Origin of the sequence: Streptomyces abikoensis (genome assembly GCF_014648775.1) — a bacterium.
Classification (GTDB): domain Bacteria; phylum Actinomycetota; class Actinomycetes; order Streptomycetales; family Streptomycetaceae; genus Streptomyces; species Streptomyces abikoensis.
Genome location: NZ_BMRT01000006.1, coordinates 262,521 through 280,533 on the forward strand (window position 1 = coordinate 262,521; position 18,013 = coordinate 280,533).

Consider the following 18,013-nt stretch of genomic DNA (forward strand, 5'->3'; position numbering starts at 1 on the left):
CGGGCGCTAAAGGATGGGCGGCTCGTCCGGTGGGCCGAACGACGGGCCGGCGCCGTCGTCCGGGGTTCGCGGCGCGTCGAAGCGCTGCCGTATCTCCTCGGCGGTTCCATGCTGGTCGGCCGCGTCCGCGGCTCTCGCGACCCGCTGGGCGAAGAGCGACCGACGAGGGTCGTCCTCGTCGAATCCCATCGCGTTCAGCATCTCGTCGAAGCGGTCGGCGGCCGACGGGTCACCGGGCGTATCGCCGGACGTCCCGTCGGGGAATTCCATGTAGTCCTCCCCGGCCGCCTCGTATTCCTCGCTCTGCCCGGTTACTGGCTCGCCCCATTCGGGGACCGGGTGAGGTACCAGATGCCGAAATCGCTCGGGAACGTCCTGATTGTTGGCGGCCGACGAGAGCTGGGCCAGCAGGCCGAGATCCGCCACCGTTTTGTCGACCTTGTCGTCGTTCTTCGCGAGCCACCACACCACGGCGCTGCCGGTGTTCCTCAATACGTCCCCGCCCAGGTAGGCGCGCCTGCTCTGCTCGTACTTCCGCTCGTGCTCCCAGACCGCTTCGTCCTTGCGCACGGCGGAAAGCTTCGCCAGCCGCTCCTGGTCCTGGTCGGAGAGGGTGAGCAGGACGTTTTCCGCCATGGCGAACACCCGGCCCGTCGGGTCGGGCAGCATGGTGCCCAGTTCGCCGTTCAGCTGGTACTGGGCCAGGGTGCTTCGGCCGGGTGACTTCCGCGCCGTGATCTCGCGGGCCCGGTTGAGAACGGCGTCGATGGCGAGTGAGCCGGCATTGACGAGGGGGGCGTCCGCCGGGGCGTCCTCGGCGGGCCACCAGCGCACTGTCGCCGAAAAGATGAAGTCGTAGTCGTCGGTGTCGCTCGGCAGGGCCACGTCCGTGATGCGCTGCTCCCGGCGTTCCAACGGCGGGATCGGCAGATCGGGCTCCAGCATCAGCTCTTGAGAAAAGGGGCTCCGTCGGCGGTCTGCCGCCTTCACCGCCACGACCGCGATCGCGGCAAGGACGGCAGCCGACGTGGGCCATGCCCAGAGCGGCCATTCCACGCACAGACCGACGATGACGATGAGTAATGCGCCGATGACGGTGAGGAAGGCCGTCAGGGTTTTGTGACCGGAGGTCATCGTGTGTTGTCTCCCGTTGGGTATGACAGATGAGTGCGTCGCCCTACAGCCCTTGAGCGGCATCGACCATCTGGAGGAAACGGTCCGCCACGTCGGTCCGTGAGCCGCGGCCCGACGGGCTCTCGGCCGAGCGGGCCCAGTCACGCGTGGCCACATAGAGGAGGCTCAGAAGATCGCTCCTATCTCCACCGGAATCGACCAGCACGGACAGCAGCCCGTCGCGGTACCGGCTGTCCTCCGATGCCACGACCAGCCAGCGCTCCATGGGCGCGCTCCAGGCGCTGCGCGGACGGAGCAGTAGGGCGGCCCTCCAGCAGGCGGCCCATTGCCGTCGCATGCCGGATCCGGTGACAAGGGACGGGCGGGCGGGCGCGGAGTCCGCCAGAGCGAGGAAGAGATCGACGTCGGCCGGCCACTCCGCTGGGGCGATGCCACGGTCGAGCCGGTCGAGAAGCCTGTGGTGGAGGCGGCGATCGTCGCGCACGAGCCGGAGCAGGGCGTCCCGCGCCAGCGTGGTGCCGCGCTCCCGTCTGGCCAGATGGTGCAGCCGGACCATGGCCTGGTCCGGGTGGCGCACCGCCATGACCTCACCGCAGACTCCGACGAGCACCTCGGCGAGCCCCGGCGCCAAACGGCGTTCACAGGACCAGTCGTAGATCTTCCTCCGGAAGTAGTGCCCCCATGCCTCGTGGGTGAGGCCGTGCTCAAGAGTGTGCGCGGCCGCCCGCTGCCGGATCGTCCGGAGTGAAGCGTCGGCGTGTGCCGATCCGCCCCACTGCTCCACGAGCGTCACCAGGTCACCCGGCCGCTCCGTCCGCAAGCACTGTTCCGTGAACCGGGCGATCAGACGGTCGCGATCGTCCTGTGTCAGCGTGCGCAGTTCGACGGTGCTTCCCACCCACCCCCGGAAGTGGCGGCGGAGCTCCGGCATCGTCGCCCAGAAATGCGTCCGGACAGCCGGGGCATAGCCGAGACCGGCGAACCGGACCTTGCCGTCCGTGTCCCGCTCGGCGTTGATCGACTTGAATCGCTCGGCGAGATCCGCCCGCTCCAGCGGGGGCGCCGGGTCGTCCGGATGGCCCACGGCGCGCAGCAGGTCGCGGGTGGCGCGGTGTACGGCGTCGGCGTGTGCGCCGTGCAGCATGGCTGTGGAGAGCAGCAGGGCGCGCTGGGGCCCTTCCCGCAGGGACACGACGTCATCCGCGGCCTGCTTGGCCCGGTCCGTCACCGCACCGAGAGCCTCTTGGCACCACTTGGGGAATCCGCCCGGCCCGGGCGACGCGGCACGGGCGCGTGCCAGGTAGTGGGCGAGGGCGGCGATGTCCCGCAGGGGCGGGTTCCTGTCCAGGTAGGAGACCAGGTCCGCGGGTAACACCGCGGTCTCGTCGGGCTCGATTCCCGACAGGCGCGCATAGCGCCGCAGCACTTCTCTTCCCGAGGGGCGGTCGATATCGGCTCGAAACTGCTGGAACGGCGGATCCAGCTGGTGCGCGAGGCGGTCCGGGAGGACCACCACCAGGTGCGCCCGGCGCTCCACCACTGTCTGCCGGAACGAGGAGAGTTCGTCCTGGACGTCGCTCCACAGACCTTCGTCGCGCGTGGACATGTTCAGCAGGAGCCGGTCGTTCTCGCCGATGTGGTCCGCGATCAGGTACGGCTTTTTCTTCTCGCCTTCCGGCGTCAGCTCGTGGAAGGTTCCCTCGTCCTCGGCGAGTTCATGCAGCAGCATTTGCGCCGCGGAGTGCCTGCCACTTCCCGGGTCTCCGTTCAGCAGCACGGTCCCGCTTTGTCCCAGCAGTTTCCGCGCCTCATCGAGGCCGAAAGGGGGGACGAAACGCTGTCGGAGCCAGCGCAGCTGGTCCTCGGCGATCGTGCGGGGCGTCTGCCCATGCGCGTTCCTCAGCAGTTCGCTGGGGTCGTTGATGATGATCTGGTCGCCGTCGCCCGTGTGGACGGGCCCTTGGCCCCCCGAGAGGAAGGAACCGATCCGTTCGCTCACTGCTCGTCGTCCGCAGTGCCGTTCGTCCGGTCGAGACGGTGCCGGATGCCTCCTTGGAGGTCGCCTGCCACGTAGGTGGCGCCGGCCCCCGATCCGGTTCCGGAAAAGTGCTGCGACCCGACGTACTGGTCACCTCTGCCCGTGTGCACGGGCCCCCGCGTCCCATGGAGGGACGTGCCCACGGTGCCGGTGAAGTCCCGTGTCTGGACGACCGTGCCTTGGGTGCCGCCGCTCACGGAGTTCCGCACGGGAGCGGCCTGGTCCGTCCGGGCGGTGCTGGTGTCGGCGGCGGCGAGCTGCGGGACGAGCTCCGCCAGCGCGTCGCCGATGCGGGTGAGATCGGCCTGGGCGTTCTGGTGGTCGAATCGCAGCGAATTGAGGTCGGCGATTCGCTGCAGCTTCTTCGGAAGTGCGGCCTTGGAGAGCCTGTCGGTCGTGCGTCCGTCGAGCACGGGGAGAACCTCGATCCCGTATTCGAAGGCTTCGAGGATCTCCTGACGAACCCAGTCCTCGGCGTTACGCAGCCCGGGGTGGCGCGCCCAGTCCTGCCCGATGACCGCGATCAGGACGCTGCTGCTCCGGACCGCTTTTCGGAGCGCTGCGGGGAATAACGTGCCGGGCCGAATGGACTTCGAGGCACGGAAGACCCTCTCGTCCCCGAAGCGGGCGGAGAGCGCCGTGTCGAGAACTGTGGCGGTCTTCTCGCCGTCACCGGTCCGGTAGTTGATGAAGACGTCGGGCATGGCGTTTTCCTCTCAGCTTGACGGATGTTGCACGGAGACGAAATGCAGTGCGGCTGTGAGCTCGGGTGCCAGCGAGCGAACAGCGGAGTTGCGCGGATGGCGGGCCAGCGTGCGCTCCAGTCGACGCAGGTCCGCCGTGATGGTGGCGGAACCCACGGCGATGGTGGTGGGGAGCAGGGGCGCCACCACGTCGCAGGCATGGTCGATGTCACCGGCGGAGGCATGGGCGAGGGCACGGCGTACGCCGTAGCGGGCCTGGGACCGCAGGGCGTGGCCCGGTAATCGCCGCACCTGCGCGTCCATGACCGTCGCGGCCTGCCGGGGCCGGCCCAGGTCGTGGAGGCACCAACCGGTCACCATGGCGACCGGGTCGGAAAGGCTGGTGGGACCGATGACGGGGGAGTCCGAGGCGGCCCCGGGGACGGCGAGCAGGGCTCGGGCACGGTCCAGACAGCGCATGCAGGAGTCGTAGTCTCCCGCGAGCGCGTGACCCTGCGCCTCGCGCTGTGCGGCCAGGCCCCGGATGCGCGGCGGCAAGTGACCACCCTGCGCCTGACGGGCCAGGTCGATGGTTTCGGCGGCGTCCTGCCGGTACATGGCGATCAGTGCCCTCCGCACGAGGGCGTAAGCCGCGAGGTGGTCGTCGCCGCCGGCGGCCGCCATGCGCACGGCGCGTTCCGTCCACCACAGAGCGGACAGGTCGTTCCCCGTCTCCTGCACGAGCCAGCCGATGTACTCGGCGTAGCGGGAAGCCAGCCCGAGCAGGCCCGCGCGGGTGCGCGGACCGGCGCGCAGGGCGAGGCTCCGCAAGGTGTGCGTCTGCGCGATCAAGGCGGGCAGCACGGCCTCGGGAGCGGCCGCTTGGCCGAGCTGCCGGTACTGGCCGAACAAAGAACGGGACATCTCCAGCAGCGAATCCCCCTCGGGGCCGGCCGGCGGGCGGGGGAGGCCCATACGGAGTCCGACCGCCGAAGCGGCCGCTCTTGCCACGACCTGCCTGCGGCCCAGGGGCTCGAACCGGCTCGGCCCGTCCGGGGACAACTCCATCGACCACATCTCCTCGTCACCGGTGCTCGCTTGTGAGGGTTCCGCTTCCGTCCGTCGGCGTTCGTCCGGGACCAGAGCGATCAGTGCGCCCCCCGCCTCGAATACGGCATCGCACAGGCGCGCCAGGTCCGGACTGGCCGGCTTGTCACCACGCTCCACCTTGCTCAGGTGGCCCTTGCTGAAGTGGACGCGTGAGGCCAGGTCGTCCAGCGTCATCCGCGCGGCGCGGCGCAGTGTGCGGAGCTCGTGTCCGAAGTGACGTGACTGCTCGAGCACGTGAATCCCCCTCGTTTTCCTCTCGCCGACAGCCCCTCCGGACGCCGCGAGTCAGATTGCGGGGCGGCGCCACGCGGAGCAAGGTCAACAGGAAAGTTTCCTGTTTCCTCTTCGCGTACGCCCTGCTGCCCCGGTCCGTCGGACTCGGCCGCCGCTGTCAGTGGGGTCTGGTAGGACTGGGGCTGTGAGCAGCGAGAACGGGCGGTCGGAGCGGGAGGCTCCCGAGGTGGAGCAGCTCGCGCTGATCCGGGAGAGCGTGCGCAAGGCCAAGGTGCCGCGGGCCAAGCCGCGGACGTGGCGGGGGGCCGTGCTGGCCAAGGAGCTGCCCGTCGCCCGGGTGCTGGTCGACAAGGGGCCGGTCCATCTCGACCGGCTGTGGGATTACGCCGTCCCCGCCGAGCTGGACGCCGAGGCCCGGCCCGGGGTGCGGGTGCGGGTGCGCTTCGGCGCGGGCACGCGGAACGTGCGGGGCGGGCGCCGGGAGGGGGGCGGGCTGCTCGACGGGTTCATCGTGGAGCGGGTCGCCGAGTCCGAGTACCAGGGCCCGCTGGCCGCGCTCGCGCAGGTGCTGTCGCCCGAGCCGGTGCTGAGCCCCGCGCTGCTGGGGCTCTGCCGGTCCGTCGCCGACCGGTACGCGGGCTCTCTCGCTGATGTGCTGCAACTGGCCGTGCCGCCCCGGCACGCCCGGATCGAGGCCGAGCCGTCGCCCGGCCCGGCGCCGCGCCCCGCCGCGCCCGAGCCCGGCGGCTGGGCGCGGTATCCGACCGGCCCCGCCTACCTCCAGGCCGTCGCCCGGGGCGACGCCCCCCGCGCGGTGTGGACGGCGCTGCCCGGGCCCCACTGGCCGGGAGAGCTGGCCCGGGCCGCCGCCGCCGCGCTCTCGGCGGGGCGCGGGGCGCTGATCGTCGTGCCCGACGGCCGGACGGCCGCCCGGGTGGACGCCGCGCTCGGCGAGCTGCTGGGCGCCGGGCGCCATGTGCTGCTCACCGCCGACACGGGCCCCGAGGAGCGCTACCGCCGCTGGCTGGCCGTCAGCCGCGGCGCGGTACGGGCCGTGGTCGGCACCCGCGCCGCCATGTTCGCGCCCGTACGGGACCTCGGCCTCGTGGCCATCTGGGACGACGGCGACTCCAGCCACAGCGAGCCGCACGCGCCCCAGCCGCACGCCCGTGAGGTGCTGCTGCTGCGGGCCGCCCACGAGAAGGCGGCGTTCCTGCTGGGCGGTTTCGGCTGCACGGTGGAGGCCGCCCAACTGGTGGAGACCGGCTGGGCCCTGCCCCTGGCCGCCGCCCGCGAGCGGATCCGCGTCACCGCCCCCCGGATCCGCACGGTCGGCGAGGCCGACGAGGCGCGGGACGCCGCCGCGCGGGCCGCCCGGCTGCCCACGGTGGCCTGGGAGGTCGCCCGGGAGGGCCTCAAGCACGGGCCCGTGCTGGTGCAGGTGCCGCGCCGGGGCTATGTGCCCCGGCTGGCCTGCGAGCGCTGCCGCGAGCCCGCCCGCTGCGCGCACTGCGCCGGGCCACTGGAGGCCCGTTCCGGGGACGACGGCCTGCTGCATTGCGGCTGGTGCGGGCAGGAGGCCCGCGACTGGCACTGCGGCGAGTGCGGCGGCTTCCGGCTGCGCGCCCAGGTCGTGGGCGCCCGGCGGACCGCCGAGGAGCTGGGCCGCGCGTTTCCGGCCGTGCCCGTCCGTACGTCCGGGCGCGACCACATCCTGGACTCCGTCCCGGACCGGCCCGCGCTCGTCGTCTCCACGCCGGGCGCCGAGCCCGTCGCCGAGGGCGCCGGCTACGCGGCGGCCCTGCTGCTCGACGGCTGGGCCCTCCTCGGCCGCCCCGACCTGCGGGCGGGGGAGGAGGCGCTGCGCCGCTGGCTGGGCGCGGCCGCGCTGGTGCGGGGGCAGGAGGCCGGCGGCACGGTCGTCGTCGTGGCCGAGCCGACGCTGCGGCCCGTGCAGGCCCTCGTCCGCTGGGATCCGGCCGGGCACGCGGTGCGCGAGCTGGCCGACCGGGCGGAGCTGGGCTTTCCGCCGGTCTCGCGGATGGCGGCGGTCTCGGGGCCGCCGGCCGCCGTCGCGGAGCTGATCGCCATGGCGGAGCTGCCGGAGGGGGCGGAGGTGCTCGGGCCCGTCCCGCTGCCGCCGCCCCCTCCGGGGCGGCCGCGGCGGGCGGGCGACCCTCCGCCGGGTGAGCACTGGGAGCGCGCCCTGCTCCGGGTGCGGCCCGGGCAGGGCGCGGCGCTGGCGGCCGCGCTCAAGACGGCGCAGGCGATACGGCTGGCTCGGCGGGAGGGGGAGCCGGTGCGGTTGCGGGTGGACCCGCCGGACATCGGGTGACCGGCCCCGTGCCGGGTGCCCCCGCTTGCGGGCGGTTCGGCACCGCCGGGCTCGCCGGTGGGGGTGCATCACCGTCGCGGCGGGGAGAAGGCCCCAGCCCCGCCCTTTCACCGTTTCCCGGGGCTGTGCCCCAGCCCCCCGTGCTCGGGCACCCTCGTCCCGCCGCAGCGCTGATCAGCCACGATGGCGGATTTCGGCGGTGCCGAGCGGTGCGCAACCCCCCGGGGAGGTCAGCCGTTCCGGGGGCCCGGGAACGCCGAGGCGCGCGGCTCCTCGCGGTGGGCGCCCGGCTGGCCAGGGACCGTGCGGGCCGCCGGGACGATGGGGACGGGCGCGGGCTCCGCGGTGCGGACGGAGGACTCGGACGGCTCGGCCGTGGCCTGCGCGCCCGCGCGGCGCGCCCCGTAACGGCGGTGGACCGCCTGCTTGGTGACGCCGAGCGCCGAACCCACCGCGTCCCACGAGAAGCCCAGCGAACGGTCGAAGTCCACCGCCGCCGTGACCAGCGTCTCGACGCTGTCCCGCAGCTCCTGCGCCAGCCGGACGGTGGGCGCGGGGGCGCGGCCGTAGACGACGAAGCCGGCCGACGGGCCGGTGCGGCGCGGCCGGTAGACGTTGCCCAGCTGGGCGGTGAGGGTGCGCAGCGCGTCCACCTGGCGGCGGACCCTCTCGATGTCCCGGACCAGAAGATGCAGGCTGGCCCGTGCCTGGGCGTCGTGGGTTGCGTGGTCGGGCATGAACAAGCCTCTCGGACCGGCGGTTAACGGGACGTTGGGGTAGGAGAACGGAAGCGGGCCGCGGTTGCGGCCCGTTTCGGTCAATCTCTCTTGACCCAACGCGCCACGGGCCGCTGGGTCACGGTATGGGGGCGTACATCCGCCGGAATGGGGCGCGTGTCAGCCCGCACGCCCCCCGGGGCCGGGCCGCCTCTAGACTGAGACGCCGCTCACCAGAGAGGTAGTCCGCCACCCATGAGGCTCGTCTTCGCCGGTACCCCCGAGGTCGCCGTACCCGCCCTCGACGCCCTGATCGCCTCGGACCGGCACGAGGTCGTCGCCGTCGTCACCCGGCCCGACGCGCCCGCCGGGCGCGGCCGCCGGCTGGTCGCCAGCCCCGTCGCCGAGCGCGCCGAGGAGGCCGGCATCGAGGTGCTCAAGCCCGTCCGGCCGCGTGACGAGGACTTCCTCGCCCGGCTGCGGGAGATCGCCCCCGACTGCTGCCCCGTCGTCGCCTACGGCGCCCTGCTGCCCAAGGCCGCCCTGGAGATCCCGACCCACGGGTGGGTGAATCTCCACTTCTCGCTGCTGCCCGCGTGGCGCGGCGCCGCCCCCGTGCAGCACGCGATCCTGGCCGGTGACGACATGACCGGCGCCTCCACGTTCCGGATCGAGGAGGGTCTGGACTCCGGCCCCGTCTACGGCGTGCTGACCGAGCACATCCGCCCCACCGACACCAGTGGCGATCTGCTGACGCGCCTCGCCTTCGCCGGCTCCGGGCTGCTCGCCGCGACCATGGACGGCATCGAGGACGGCACGCTCAAGGCCGTGCCGCAGCCCGCGGACGGCATCACGCTCGCCCCGAAGATCAGCGTCGAGGACGCCCGGATCGACTGGACCGCGCCCGCCCTGCGCGCCGACCGCGTCGTACGCGGCTGCGCCCCGGCGCCCGGCGCCTGGACGACCTTCCGCGGCGAGCGCCTGAAGGTCATGTCCGTGGCCCTCGACCCCGCGCGTACGGAGCTCGCGCCCGGCGAGATCGCCGCCGCCAAGAACTCCGTCCACGTGGGCACCGGCTCCCACGCCGTCCGGCTCCAGTGGGTCCAGCCGCAGGGCAAGAAGCCGATGCAGGCGGCCGACTGGGCGCGCGGCGTGCGCATCGCCCCGGGGGAGAAGCTCGGCGGCGAGTGAGCCCCGAAGTGATCCGGCGTAGGCTGGAGCTCCTCATCACCCCAGCTCCGGAGCACCTTTCGTGAACGACCAGGCCCCTCGTAAGCGCCCCGCAAAGCCCTATCGCCGGCCCAAGAAGGACCCGGTGCGGATACTCGCCTTCGAGGCGCTGCGGGCCGTCGACGAGCGGGACGCGTACGCGAACCTGGTGCTCCCGCCGCTGCTCCGCAAGGCCAGGGAGAAGGAGGGCTTCGAGGCGCGCGACGCGGCCCTCGCCACCGAGCTCGTCTACGGGACGCTGCGCCGCCAGGGCACCTACGACGCGATCATCGCCGCCTGCGTGGACCGCCCGCTGCGCGAGGTCGACCCGCCGGTGCTGGACGTCCTGAGCCTCGGCGCCCACCAGCTGCTCGGCACCCGCATCCCCACGCACGCGGCGGTCTCGGCCACCGTCGAGCTGGCCCGGGTGGTGCTCGGCGACGGGCGGGCCAAGTTCGTCAACGCCGTCCTGCGCAAGATCTCCGCCCATGAGCTGGACGGCTGGCTGGAGAAGGTCGCCCCGCCCTACGAGGACGACCCCGAGGAGCACCTCGCCGTCGTCCACTCCCACCCGCGCTGGATCGTCTCCGCGCTGTGGGACGCGCTCGGCGGCGGCCGGGCCGGCATCGAGGACCTGCTGGAGGCGGACAACGAGCGCCCCGAGGTCACCCTCGTCGCCCGCCCCGGCCGGGCCACGACCGACGAGCTGATCGCCGCCGCAGGTGAGGACTCCGCCCTGCCCGGCCGCTGGTCGCCCTGCGCGGTCCGGCTCGCCGAGGGCGGCGAGCCCGGCGCGCTGGAGGCCGTCCGCGAGGGGCGCGCGGGCGTCCAGGACGAGGGCAGCCAGCTGATCGCCCTCGCCCTCGCCGACGTCCCCGTCGACGGGCCGGACGAGCGCTGGCTGGACGGCTGCGCGGGCCCCGGCGGCAAGGCCGCCCTGCTCGGCGCGCTCGCGGCGCAGCGCGGGGCGGCGCTGCTGGCCTCCGAGAAGCAGCCGCACCGGGCCCGCCTCGTGGCCCGGGCCCTGGCCGGCAACCCCGGCCCGTACGAGGTCATCGCCGCGGACGGCACGCGCCCGCCGTGGCGCGAGGGGTCCTTCGACCGGGCCCTGGTCGACGTGCCCTGCTCGGGTCTGGGCGCCCTGCGCCGTCGCCCCGAGGCCCGCTGGCGGCGCCGCCCCGAGGACCTGGCCGGCTTCGCGCCGCTCCAGCGCGGGCTGCTGCGCGAGGCGCTGCGTTCCGTGCGCGTCGGCGGTGTCGTCGGCTACGCCACCTGCTCGCCGCACCTGGCGGAGACGCGGGCCGTCGTCGAGGACGTGCTGCGCGGCCGCGGCGGCGAGGCCCCGCCCGCCGAGTGGATCGACGCCCGTCCCTTCATGCGGGGCGTGCCGATGATCGGCGACGGCCCGGACGTCCAGCTGTGGCCGCACCTCCACGGCACGGACGCGATGTACCTGGCGCTGCTGCGGCGTACGGGGTGACCTCCCGGCCGGGAGGTGGTTCGGCACCGCCGGGCACGTAGCGGGTGGCTGACCGCCGTTGCGGCGGGGAACAGGCCCCGGTCCCGCCCTCTCACCGTTTCCCGGGGGCAAGCCCCCGGCCCCCGGTGTGGGGCGGGGACTCGCCCCCGGTCAAAGGCAGTGCCCGCGACATGGCAGGCTTGGGGCATGGCAGTACAGATCAACCCCAGCATCCTTTCCGCGGATTTCGCCCGCCTCGCCGACGAGGCGCAGGCCGTGCGGGGCGCCGACTGGCTCCACGTCGATGTGATGGACAATCACTTCGTCCCCAACCTGACGCTCGGCGTGCCGATCGTCGAGTCGCTGCTCAAGGCGACCGACACGCCGCTGGACTGCCATCTGATGATCGAGGACCCGGACCGCTGGGCGCCGCAGTACGCGGAGGTGGGCGCCGGGTCGGTGACCTTCCACGCGGAGGCGGCCCACGCGCCCGTGCGGCTGGCGCGGGAGATCCGGCGGCTGGGGGCCCGGGCGTCGATGGCGCTCAAGCCCGCCACGCCCATCGAGCCCTTCGAGGACCTGCTCCCCGAGCTCGACATGCTGCTGATCATGACCGTCGAGCCGGGCTTCGGCGGCCAGTCGTTCCTCGACATCATGCTGCCCAAGATCCGCCGCACCCGTGAGCTGATCTCGCGCCACAACCTCCCCATCTGGCTCCAGGTGGACGGCGGCGTCTCGGCCGCCACCATCGAGCGGTGCGCGGAGGCGGGCGCGGACGTATTCGTGGCCGGCTCCGCCGTCTACGGTATGGACGACCCGGCGGAGGCCGTACGCGCCCTGCGCACGCAGGCGGAGCGGGCCACCCTCGGCGCGCCCTGGGCCTGCGCACACTGAGCGGCCCGCGCCGCTCGCCCGAATTGCTGAGGGCCGAGGTCAAGGTCTGATCGCGGACCGTCGAATCTGACAGGATGACATCGGGTCCACGCGTCACAGCGGGACACCTTCGGCAGAAACAGCTACACCCACCCCAGTAGCTACCCACGCGGTAGCAGCAAGCTTGACCACAGTAGTGAGGAGACCGCGGTGTCGACGGGCGGCCGTTCAGCCACGCCTATGGGGCCCGCCGAGCTGGTGCAGGCGGCGGCGATGGCCCGCCGTTTCTACCTCGAGGGCAAGTCGAAGATCCAGATCGCCGAGGAGTTCGGCGTGAGCCGCTTCAAGGTGGCCCGGGTGCTGGAGACGGCGCTCGAGCGCGACCTGGTGCGGATCGAGATCCGGGTGCCGGCCGAGCTGGACGCGGAGCGCTCCGACGCGCTGCGCGCCCGCTACGGCCTGCGCCACGCGGTCGTGGTGGAGTCCCCGGCCGACGCCGCCGACGACGCCGCCGACCCGGAGAACCTCGGCGAGGTCGCGGCCGGCCTGCTCGGCGAGCTGGTCCACGAGGGCGATGTGCTCGGCCTCGCCTGGGGCCGCTCCACCATCCACATGGCCGCCGCCCTCCACCGGCTGCCCCCCTGCACGGTGGTCCAGCTCACCGGCGTCTACGACGCGGGCACCGCCGAGCGCGGCTCGGTGGAGGCCGTCCGCCGGGCCGCCCAGGTCTCCGGCGGCGAGGCCCACCCGATCTACGCCCCGATGCTGCTGCCGGACACGGCCACCGCCGCCGCCCTGCGCGGCCAGACGGGCATCGCCCGGGCCTTCGAGTACTTCGACCGGGTCACCGTCGCGGCCGTGTCCATCGGCTCCTGGGAGTCGGGCGTCTCCACGGTCTACGACATGCTCACCGAGGAGGAGCGCGAGCACTACGCCTCGCTCGGCGCGACCGCGGAGATGTCCGCGCACCTCTTCGACGCCGAGGGCCGCCGCATCGGGCGGGACCTGGGCGAGCGCTGCATCACCGTCGAGGCCGACCGGCTGCGCCGCATACCGGAGGTCGTCGCGATCGCCGGCGGGCTGCGCAAGGCGGCGGCGATCGGCGCGGTGCTCCGTTCCGGCCTGGTCACCAGCCTGGTCACGGACACCGCCGCCGCCGACTACCTCCTCCACGAGACGGGCCCGGGCCCCCGCCCGGCCCTGGACCGCACCGATCCGGACGGCGCGTAGCGGCCGCGCGACCGGCGGTCCCACGGCCCGCGCGAACCCGGTTTCACGGGGGTCCGCGCAGGTCGGCGGCGGGGCTTGGAGGATCGGCCAAGGCCCTCCCGGACAGCCCTGGAGGTTCGGGACTGGCCAGGTGCCCCGGTCGGCATGTGAGAATGAAGTACGTGCTTTTCCCTCGGCATGCCTTGTCGGGGGTCACCTCGAACGACTGGGATGTATCAGCACGTGCGTTTCCTCAATGACCAGAAGCCGCCGTACGACCTGACGTACGACGATGTGTTCATGGTGCCGAGCCGCTCCGCGGTCGGCTCCCGCCAGGGTGTGGACCTCTCCGCCCCGGACGGGACGGGCACCACCATTCCGCTCGTGGTCGCGAACATGACCGCGATCGCCGGCCGCCGCATGGCGGAGACGGTCGCCCGCCGCGGTGGCCTCGTCGTCATCCCGCAGGACATTCCGATCGAGGTCGTCACCGAGGTCATCTCCTGGGTCAAGGGCCGTCACCACGTGCTCGACACCCCGATCGTGCTGGCCCCCACCCAGACCGTCGCCGACGCGCTGTCCCTGCTGCCGAAGCGGGCCCACGGCGCCGGTGTCGTCGTCGACGAGGACCACCGCCCCGTCGGTGTCGTCACCGAGCACGACCTGTCCGGTGTGGACCGCTTCACCCAGCTGTCCGAGGTCATGTCCAAGGAGCTGCTGCTCCTCGACGCCGACATCGACCCGCGCGAGGCCTTCAACCAGCTCGACGCCGCGCACCGCAAGCTGGCCCCGGCCGTGGACAAGGACGGCAAGCTCGCCGGCATCCTGACCCGCAAGGGCGCCCTGCGCGCGACGCTGTACACCCCGGCCGTCGACAAGGACGGCAAGCTGCGCATCGCCGCCGCCGTCGGCATCAACGGCGACGTGGCCGGCAAGGCCAAGGCCCTGCTGGACGCCGGCGCCGACACCATCGTCGTGGACACCGCCCACGGCCACCAGGAGTCGATGATCTCCGCGATCAAGGCCGTCCGGGCGCTCGACCCGAACGTCCCGATCGTCGCGGGCAACATCGTCGCCGCCGAGGGCGTGCGCGACCTCATCGAGGCCGGCGCGGACATCATCAAGGTCGGTGTGGGCCCGGGCGCCATGTGCACCACCCGCATGATGACCGGCGTGGGCCGCCCGCAGTTCTCCGCGGTGCTGGAGTGCGCCGCCGAGGCCAAGAAGTACGGCAAGCACGTCTGGGCCGACGGTGGCGTCCGTCACCCGCGCGACGTGGCCATGGCGCTGGCCGCCGGTGCCTCCAACGTCATGATCGGCTCCTGGTTCGCCGGGACGTACGAGTCCCCGGGCGACCTCCAGCAGACGGCCGACGGCCGCCTCTACAAGGAGTCCTTCGGCATGGCCTCGGCCCGTGCCGTGCGCAACCGCACCTCCGAGGAGTCCGCCTACGACCGGGCCCGCAAGGGTCTGTTCGAGGAGGGCATCTCCACCTCCCGCATGTTCCTCGACCCGGCCCGCCCGGGCGTCGAGGACCTGATCGACTCGATCATCGCGGGTGTCCGTTCCTCCTGCACCTACGCGGGCGCGGGCTCCCTGGAGGAGTTCGCCGAGCGTGCCGTCGTCGGCGTCCAGAGCGCCGCCGGCTACGCCGAGGGCAAGCCGCTGCACGCCAGCTGGCAGTAGTCACGCACCGCCCGTGAAAGGGGCGCGATCCGGTTCGCCGGGTCGCGCCCCTTTTTTGCTGCTCCTGTACCGATTCATAACACCGTGCGCAATGATTCACTGATAAGGGCCCCCCGACGCAATGATCGTTCGGGTATACGCAAGAATGGTGCATTACGAGCGCGGGCCCTCACCTCGTAAGGTCTGCGCAGAACGTGGAGTGGCGGATACCGCTTGCTCGGCGGTACCCCCTCGCTACGGGTTTGCTCTGCCATGCCGGCGCGCCCTGGGACCGCCGCGCCGTCGCTCCCGACCGGCCACCCCCGACCGGGAATCATGAAACGGAGCGACCCCTGTGGGATCGACCCCAGTGTTGGACAAAGGCGCATCGCCGGCCCTGACCGGTGACGCCAGGCGCGCCCCGCTGCCGACCGCCGGCTTCGGCACCCGCCTGATGCGCCGCAAGCCCGTCGAGCGCCTGGTCGCCGAGGGCGGCCAGGGCGAGGGCGGCTCGCTGCGCCGCTCGCTCGGCATGTGGCAGCTGACGATGATCAGCATCGGCGCCACCCTGGGCACCGGCATCTTCGTGGTGCTGGGCGAGGCCGTGCCCAAGGCCGGCCCCGCCGTGGTGATCTCCTTTGTGATCGCCGGTCTCACCGCGCTCTTCTCGGCCCTGTCCTACGCCGAGCTCGCCGGCACCATCCCGGTCTCCGGCTCCTCGTACTCGTACGCCTACGCCACCATGGGCGAGGTCGTCGCCTGGGTCTGCGGCTGGTGCCTGATCCTGGAGTACGGCGTCTCCGTCGCGGCCGTCGCCGTCGGCTGGGGCCAGTACCTCAACGAGCTCCTCCAGGGCACCCTCGGCGTCACCATCCCGGCGTGGATGGCCAACCCGCCCGGTGTGGACGGCGGTGTCTTCAACCTGCCGGCCCTGCTCGTCGTGCTGCTGTGCATGGCGTTCCTGCTGGGCGGCGCCAAGGAGAGCGCCCGCGCCAACGCCATCATGGTCGGCGTGAAGATCGTGGCCCTGCTGCTCTTCTGCGCCGTGGCCTTCACCGGCATCCGCGCCGGCAACTACGCCCCCTTCATGCCGCTCGGTCTCGGCGGCGTCAGCGCCGCGGGCGCCAGCCTGTTCTTCTCCTACATCGGCTTCGACGCCGCTTCGACGGCCGGTGAGGAGGCGAAGGACCCCAAGAAGGACCTGCCCAAGGCGATCATGCTCTCCCTGCTGATCGTCACGGCCCTCTACGTCCTGGTCGCGGCCGTCGCCGTCGGCGCCCTGCCGTGGAAGAAGTTCGAGGGTTCCGAGGCCGCGCTGGCCGGGATCATGAAGGACGTCACGGGCCAGAGCTTCTGGGCCGTCCTCCTGGCCGCCGGTGCCGTCATCGCCATCGCCAGCGTCGTGCTGACCGTCCTCTACGGCCAGACCCGCATCCTCTTCGCGATGTCCCGCGACGGACTGGTCCCCAAGTCCTTCGCCAAGGTCAACAAGAAGGGCGTCCCGGTCGCCAACACCGTGATCGTCTCGCTCTTCTGCGGCGTCCTCGCCGCCGCCGTGCCGCTCGGCCAGCTCGCGGACGCCACCAGCATCGGCACGCTCTTCGCCTTCGCGCTGGTCAACGTCGCCGTCATCGTGCTGCGGTTCACCCGTCCCACCATGAAGCGCAGCTTCCGGGTACCGCTTTCGGGTGTGCGGGTGCCCTTCGGCGACACCACGGTGCCGCTGGCGCCGGTCTTCCCCGCCATCGGCTGCGCCCTGTGCGTCTACATGATGACCAGCCTGGACGTCGTGACCTGGGAGGTCTTCGGCGGCTGGATGCTCATCGGCCTGGTGCTCTACTTCGCCTACGGCATGCGCAGCTCGCGGCTGGCCCGGGAAGCCCGTGGTGAGCTGGGGGCCGCTGTGACGGAGGTGACCCAGGAGGCGCCCGAGGCGGAGCCGAAGGCGGCGGTGAAGGCCGCCCAGGCCCCCGCGAAGGCCGCGAAGCCGGCGGCGAAGCGTTCCGCCAAGTCCCGGAAGCCTGCCAACAGGAAGTGATCTTCTTCCGCGCCGCCCTATGATCCCTGGCTGCCGGGTCCGCTCCGCGCGGGCCCGGCAGCCGTTTTCGGGTATGTCGACGGCCCCGGCCCGGCCGTCCGGGGCACCGAAGGGATCACATCCGATGAGCAGCCCCCACCTCCTGCTGACCGGCGACCGCCTCGCCTTGGGCATGCCCCGCGACGAGATGCTGACCGAGTACCACCGATGGGAGACCGACCCCGGCAGCGTCCTGGGCCGCGGCAGCGGCTTCCCGCAGACATGGGAGGCCCGTGCCGAGGAGTGGGACCGCGCTCTCGACGACCGCGACCATCCGTGCTTCGAGATCGTCCGGCTCAAGGACAAGCAGCCCATCGGCCTCACCTCGCTCCGGGTCGACGCCCGTGAGCGACGGGCCGAGTTCTCGATCCTGATCGCCCCGGCCCACCGGGGCCGGCGCCTCGCCGAGGAGGCCACCCGGCTGACCCTCGACTGGTCCTTCCACCTGGGCGGCCTCCACGCCGTGTGGCTACGGGTCCTGGAGCCCAACCGGGCCGGCCTCACCGCCTTCGAGAAGGCCGGATTCCGGCCGACCGGCCGCTTCCGCAAATCCGGCCACTGGCTGGGCCAGCGCGTCGACGAAGTCCTGATGGACGCCCTGATCGAGGACTTCCCCGGGCCCTCCGCCATGGTCACCACCCTCGGCAGATGAGCCGTCCCCACCGCGCACGAGTCGGGAGCGGGGCCGGGCACGTGATCTACTGCAGGTAGCAGTAGCCATGACCCGGAGAAAAGTGATCCACCCGCCGTGCGATTGAACGAGCTCGACGAACGCATCGTGCATGCCCTGGCCGAGGACGCCAGGCGCTCCTACGCCGACATCGGAGCGGAGATCGGCCTGTCCGCGCCCGCCGTCAAACGGCGGGTGGACCGGCTGCGCGCCGAGGGCGCCATCACCGGTTTCACCGTGCGGGTGGACCCGGCGGCGCTCGGCTGGGAGACCGAGGGGTTCATCGAGCTCTACTGCCGTCGCAACACCTCGCCCGAGGCGATCCACCGCGGCCTCTCCCGCTACCCGGAGGTGGCGTCGGCCTCCACCGTCACGGGTGAGGCCGACGCCATCGTGCAGATCTTCGCCTCGGACATGCGCCACTTCGAGCGGGTCCTGGAGCGCATCGCGGGCGAGCCCTTCGTGGAGCGCACCAAGTCCGTGTTGGTCCTCTCCCCGCTGCTGCGCCGCTTCAGCTCCGGCGCGCCGTCCTGACAGCGGGCCGCGCCGTCCTGCCGGGTGGCCCTGTCCTGACAGCGGGCCGCCCCCTCCTGGCCGTGGA

The 18,013-nt window shown here is 72.7% G+C and carries 14 protein-coding genes; 9 read left to right on the plus strand and 5 right to left on the minus strand.

The window, feature by feature from the left end; genetic code table 11:
* Positions 1-6 precede the first annotated feature (6 nt).
* From IE096_RS21085 to IE096_RS21100, 4 genes are read right to left on the minus strand one after another with little or no spacing between them, the layout of a single operon-like run.
* Positions 7-1,197, minus strand: coding sequence for a hypothetical protein (locus IE096_RS21085; protein WP_189454005.1), 1,191 nt, complete (start codon positions 1,195-1,197; stop codon positions 7-9).
* Complete coding sequence (locus tag IE096_RS21090; RefSeq protein WP_189454007.1) at positions 1,178-3,133, minus strand: hypothetical protein; 1,956 nt, start codon at positions 3,131-3,133, stop codon at positions 1,178-1,180. The genes IE096_RS21085 and IE096_RS21090 overlap by 20 nt, the downstream gene beginning before the upstream one ends.
* A complete protein-coding gene (locus tag IE096_RS21095) occupies positions 3,130-3,876 on the minus strand; it encodes a toll/interleukin-1 receptor domain-containing protein (RefSeq protein WP_189454009.1) in 747 nt (248 codons plus the stop codon). Before IE096_RS21095 ends, IE096_RS21090 begins: the two co-directional genes overlap by 4 nt.
* A gap of 12 nt (positions 3,877-3,888) precedes the next feature.
* A complete protein-coding gene (locus tag IE096_RS21100) occupies positions 3,889-5,199 on the minus strand; it encodes a helix-turn-helix domain-containing protein (RefSeq protein ID WP_189454011.1) in 1,311 nt (436 codons plus the stop codon).
* Positions 5,200-5,383: 184 nt separating this feature from the next.
* Here IE096_RS21100 and IE096_RS21105 point away from each other — a divergent pair, with 184 nt between their 5' ends.
* The gene (locus IE096_RS21105; RefSeq protein ID WP_189454013.1) at positions 5,384-7,534 is read left to right on the plus strand and encodes a primosomal protein N'; all 2,151 of its coding nucleotides are present in this window, start codon (positions 5,384-5,386) and stop codon (positions 7,532-7,534) included.
* 230 nt (positions 7,535-7,764) lie between these two features.
* Here the strand turns inward: IE096_RS21105 and IE096_RS21110 are convergent, their stop codons facing one another.
* Complete coding sequence (locus IE096_RS21110; protein WP_189454015.1) at positions 7,765-8,271, minus strand: hypothetical protein; 507 nt, start codon at positions 8,269-8,271, stop codon at positions 7,765-7,767.
* A gap of 234 nt (positions 8,272-8,505) precedes the next feature.
* Here IE096_RS21110 and fmt point away from each other — a divergent pair, with 234 nt between their 5' ends.
* From fmt to IE096_RS21150, 8 genes are all read left to right on the plus strand, one after another.
* Positions 8,506-9,441: a methionyl-tRNA formyltransferase gene (gene fmt, locus IE096_RS21115; protein ID WP_189454017.1), complete on the plus strand. Its 936-nt coding sequence runs from the start codon at positions 8,506-8,508 to the stop codon at positions 9,439-9,441.
* Between the two features lie 61 nt (positions 9,442-9,502).
* A complete protein-coding gene (locus IE096_RS21120; RefSeq protein WP_189454019.1) occupies positions 9,503-10,939 on the plus strand; it encodes an RsmB/NOP family class I SAM-dependent RNA methyltransferase in 1,437 nt (478 codons plus the stop codon).
* 186 nt (positions 10,940-11,125) lie between these two features.
* Entirely contained in the window at positions 11,126-11,812 is a 687-nt protein-coding gene (rpe, locus tag IE096_RS21125; protein ID WP_126913295.1) for a ribulose-phosphate 3-epimerase, read from the plus strand.
* 219 nt (positions 11,813-12,031) lie between these two features.
* Positions 12,032-13,021, plus strand: a complete 990-nt coding sequence (locus IE096_RS21130) for a sugar-binding transcriptional regulator (RefSeq protein ID WP_189454021.1) — start codon at positions 12,032-12,034, stop codon at positions 13,019-13,021.
* Positions 13,022-13,231: 210 nt separating this feature from the next.
* Positions 13,232-14,686, plus strand: coding sequence for a GuaB1 family IMP dehydrogenase-related protein (locus tag IE096_RS21135; RefSeq protein ID WP_189454023.1), 1,455 nt, complete (start codon positions 13,232-13,234; stop codon positions 14,684-14,686).
* A gap of 349 nt (positions 14,687-15,035) precedes the next feature.
* Positions 15,036-16,703 carry an amino acid permease gene (locus tag IE096_RS21140; protein WP_189454025.1) on the plus strand — a complete coding sequence of 556 codons (1,668 nt, stop codon included), beginning with the start codon at positions 15,036-15,038 and terminating at the stop codon, positions 16,701-16,703.
* A 124-nt stretch (positions 16,704-16,827) separates the two neighbouring features.
* Positions 16,828-17,394, plus strand: a complete 567-nt coding sequence (locus tag IE096_RS21145; RefSeq protein ID WP_189454027.1) for a GNAT family N-acetyltransferase — start codon at positions 16,828-16,830, stop codon at positions 17,392-17,394.
* Between the two features lie 96 nt (positions 17,395-17,490).
* Positions 17,491-17,946, plus strand: a complete 456-nt coding sequence (locus IE096_RS21150) for an Lrp/AsnC family transcriptional regulator (protein WP_126913291.1) — start codon at positions 17,491-17,493, stop codon at positions 17,944-17,946.
* Positions 17,947-18,013 lie beyond the last annotated feature (67 nt).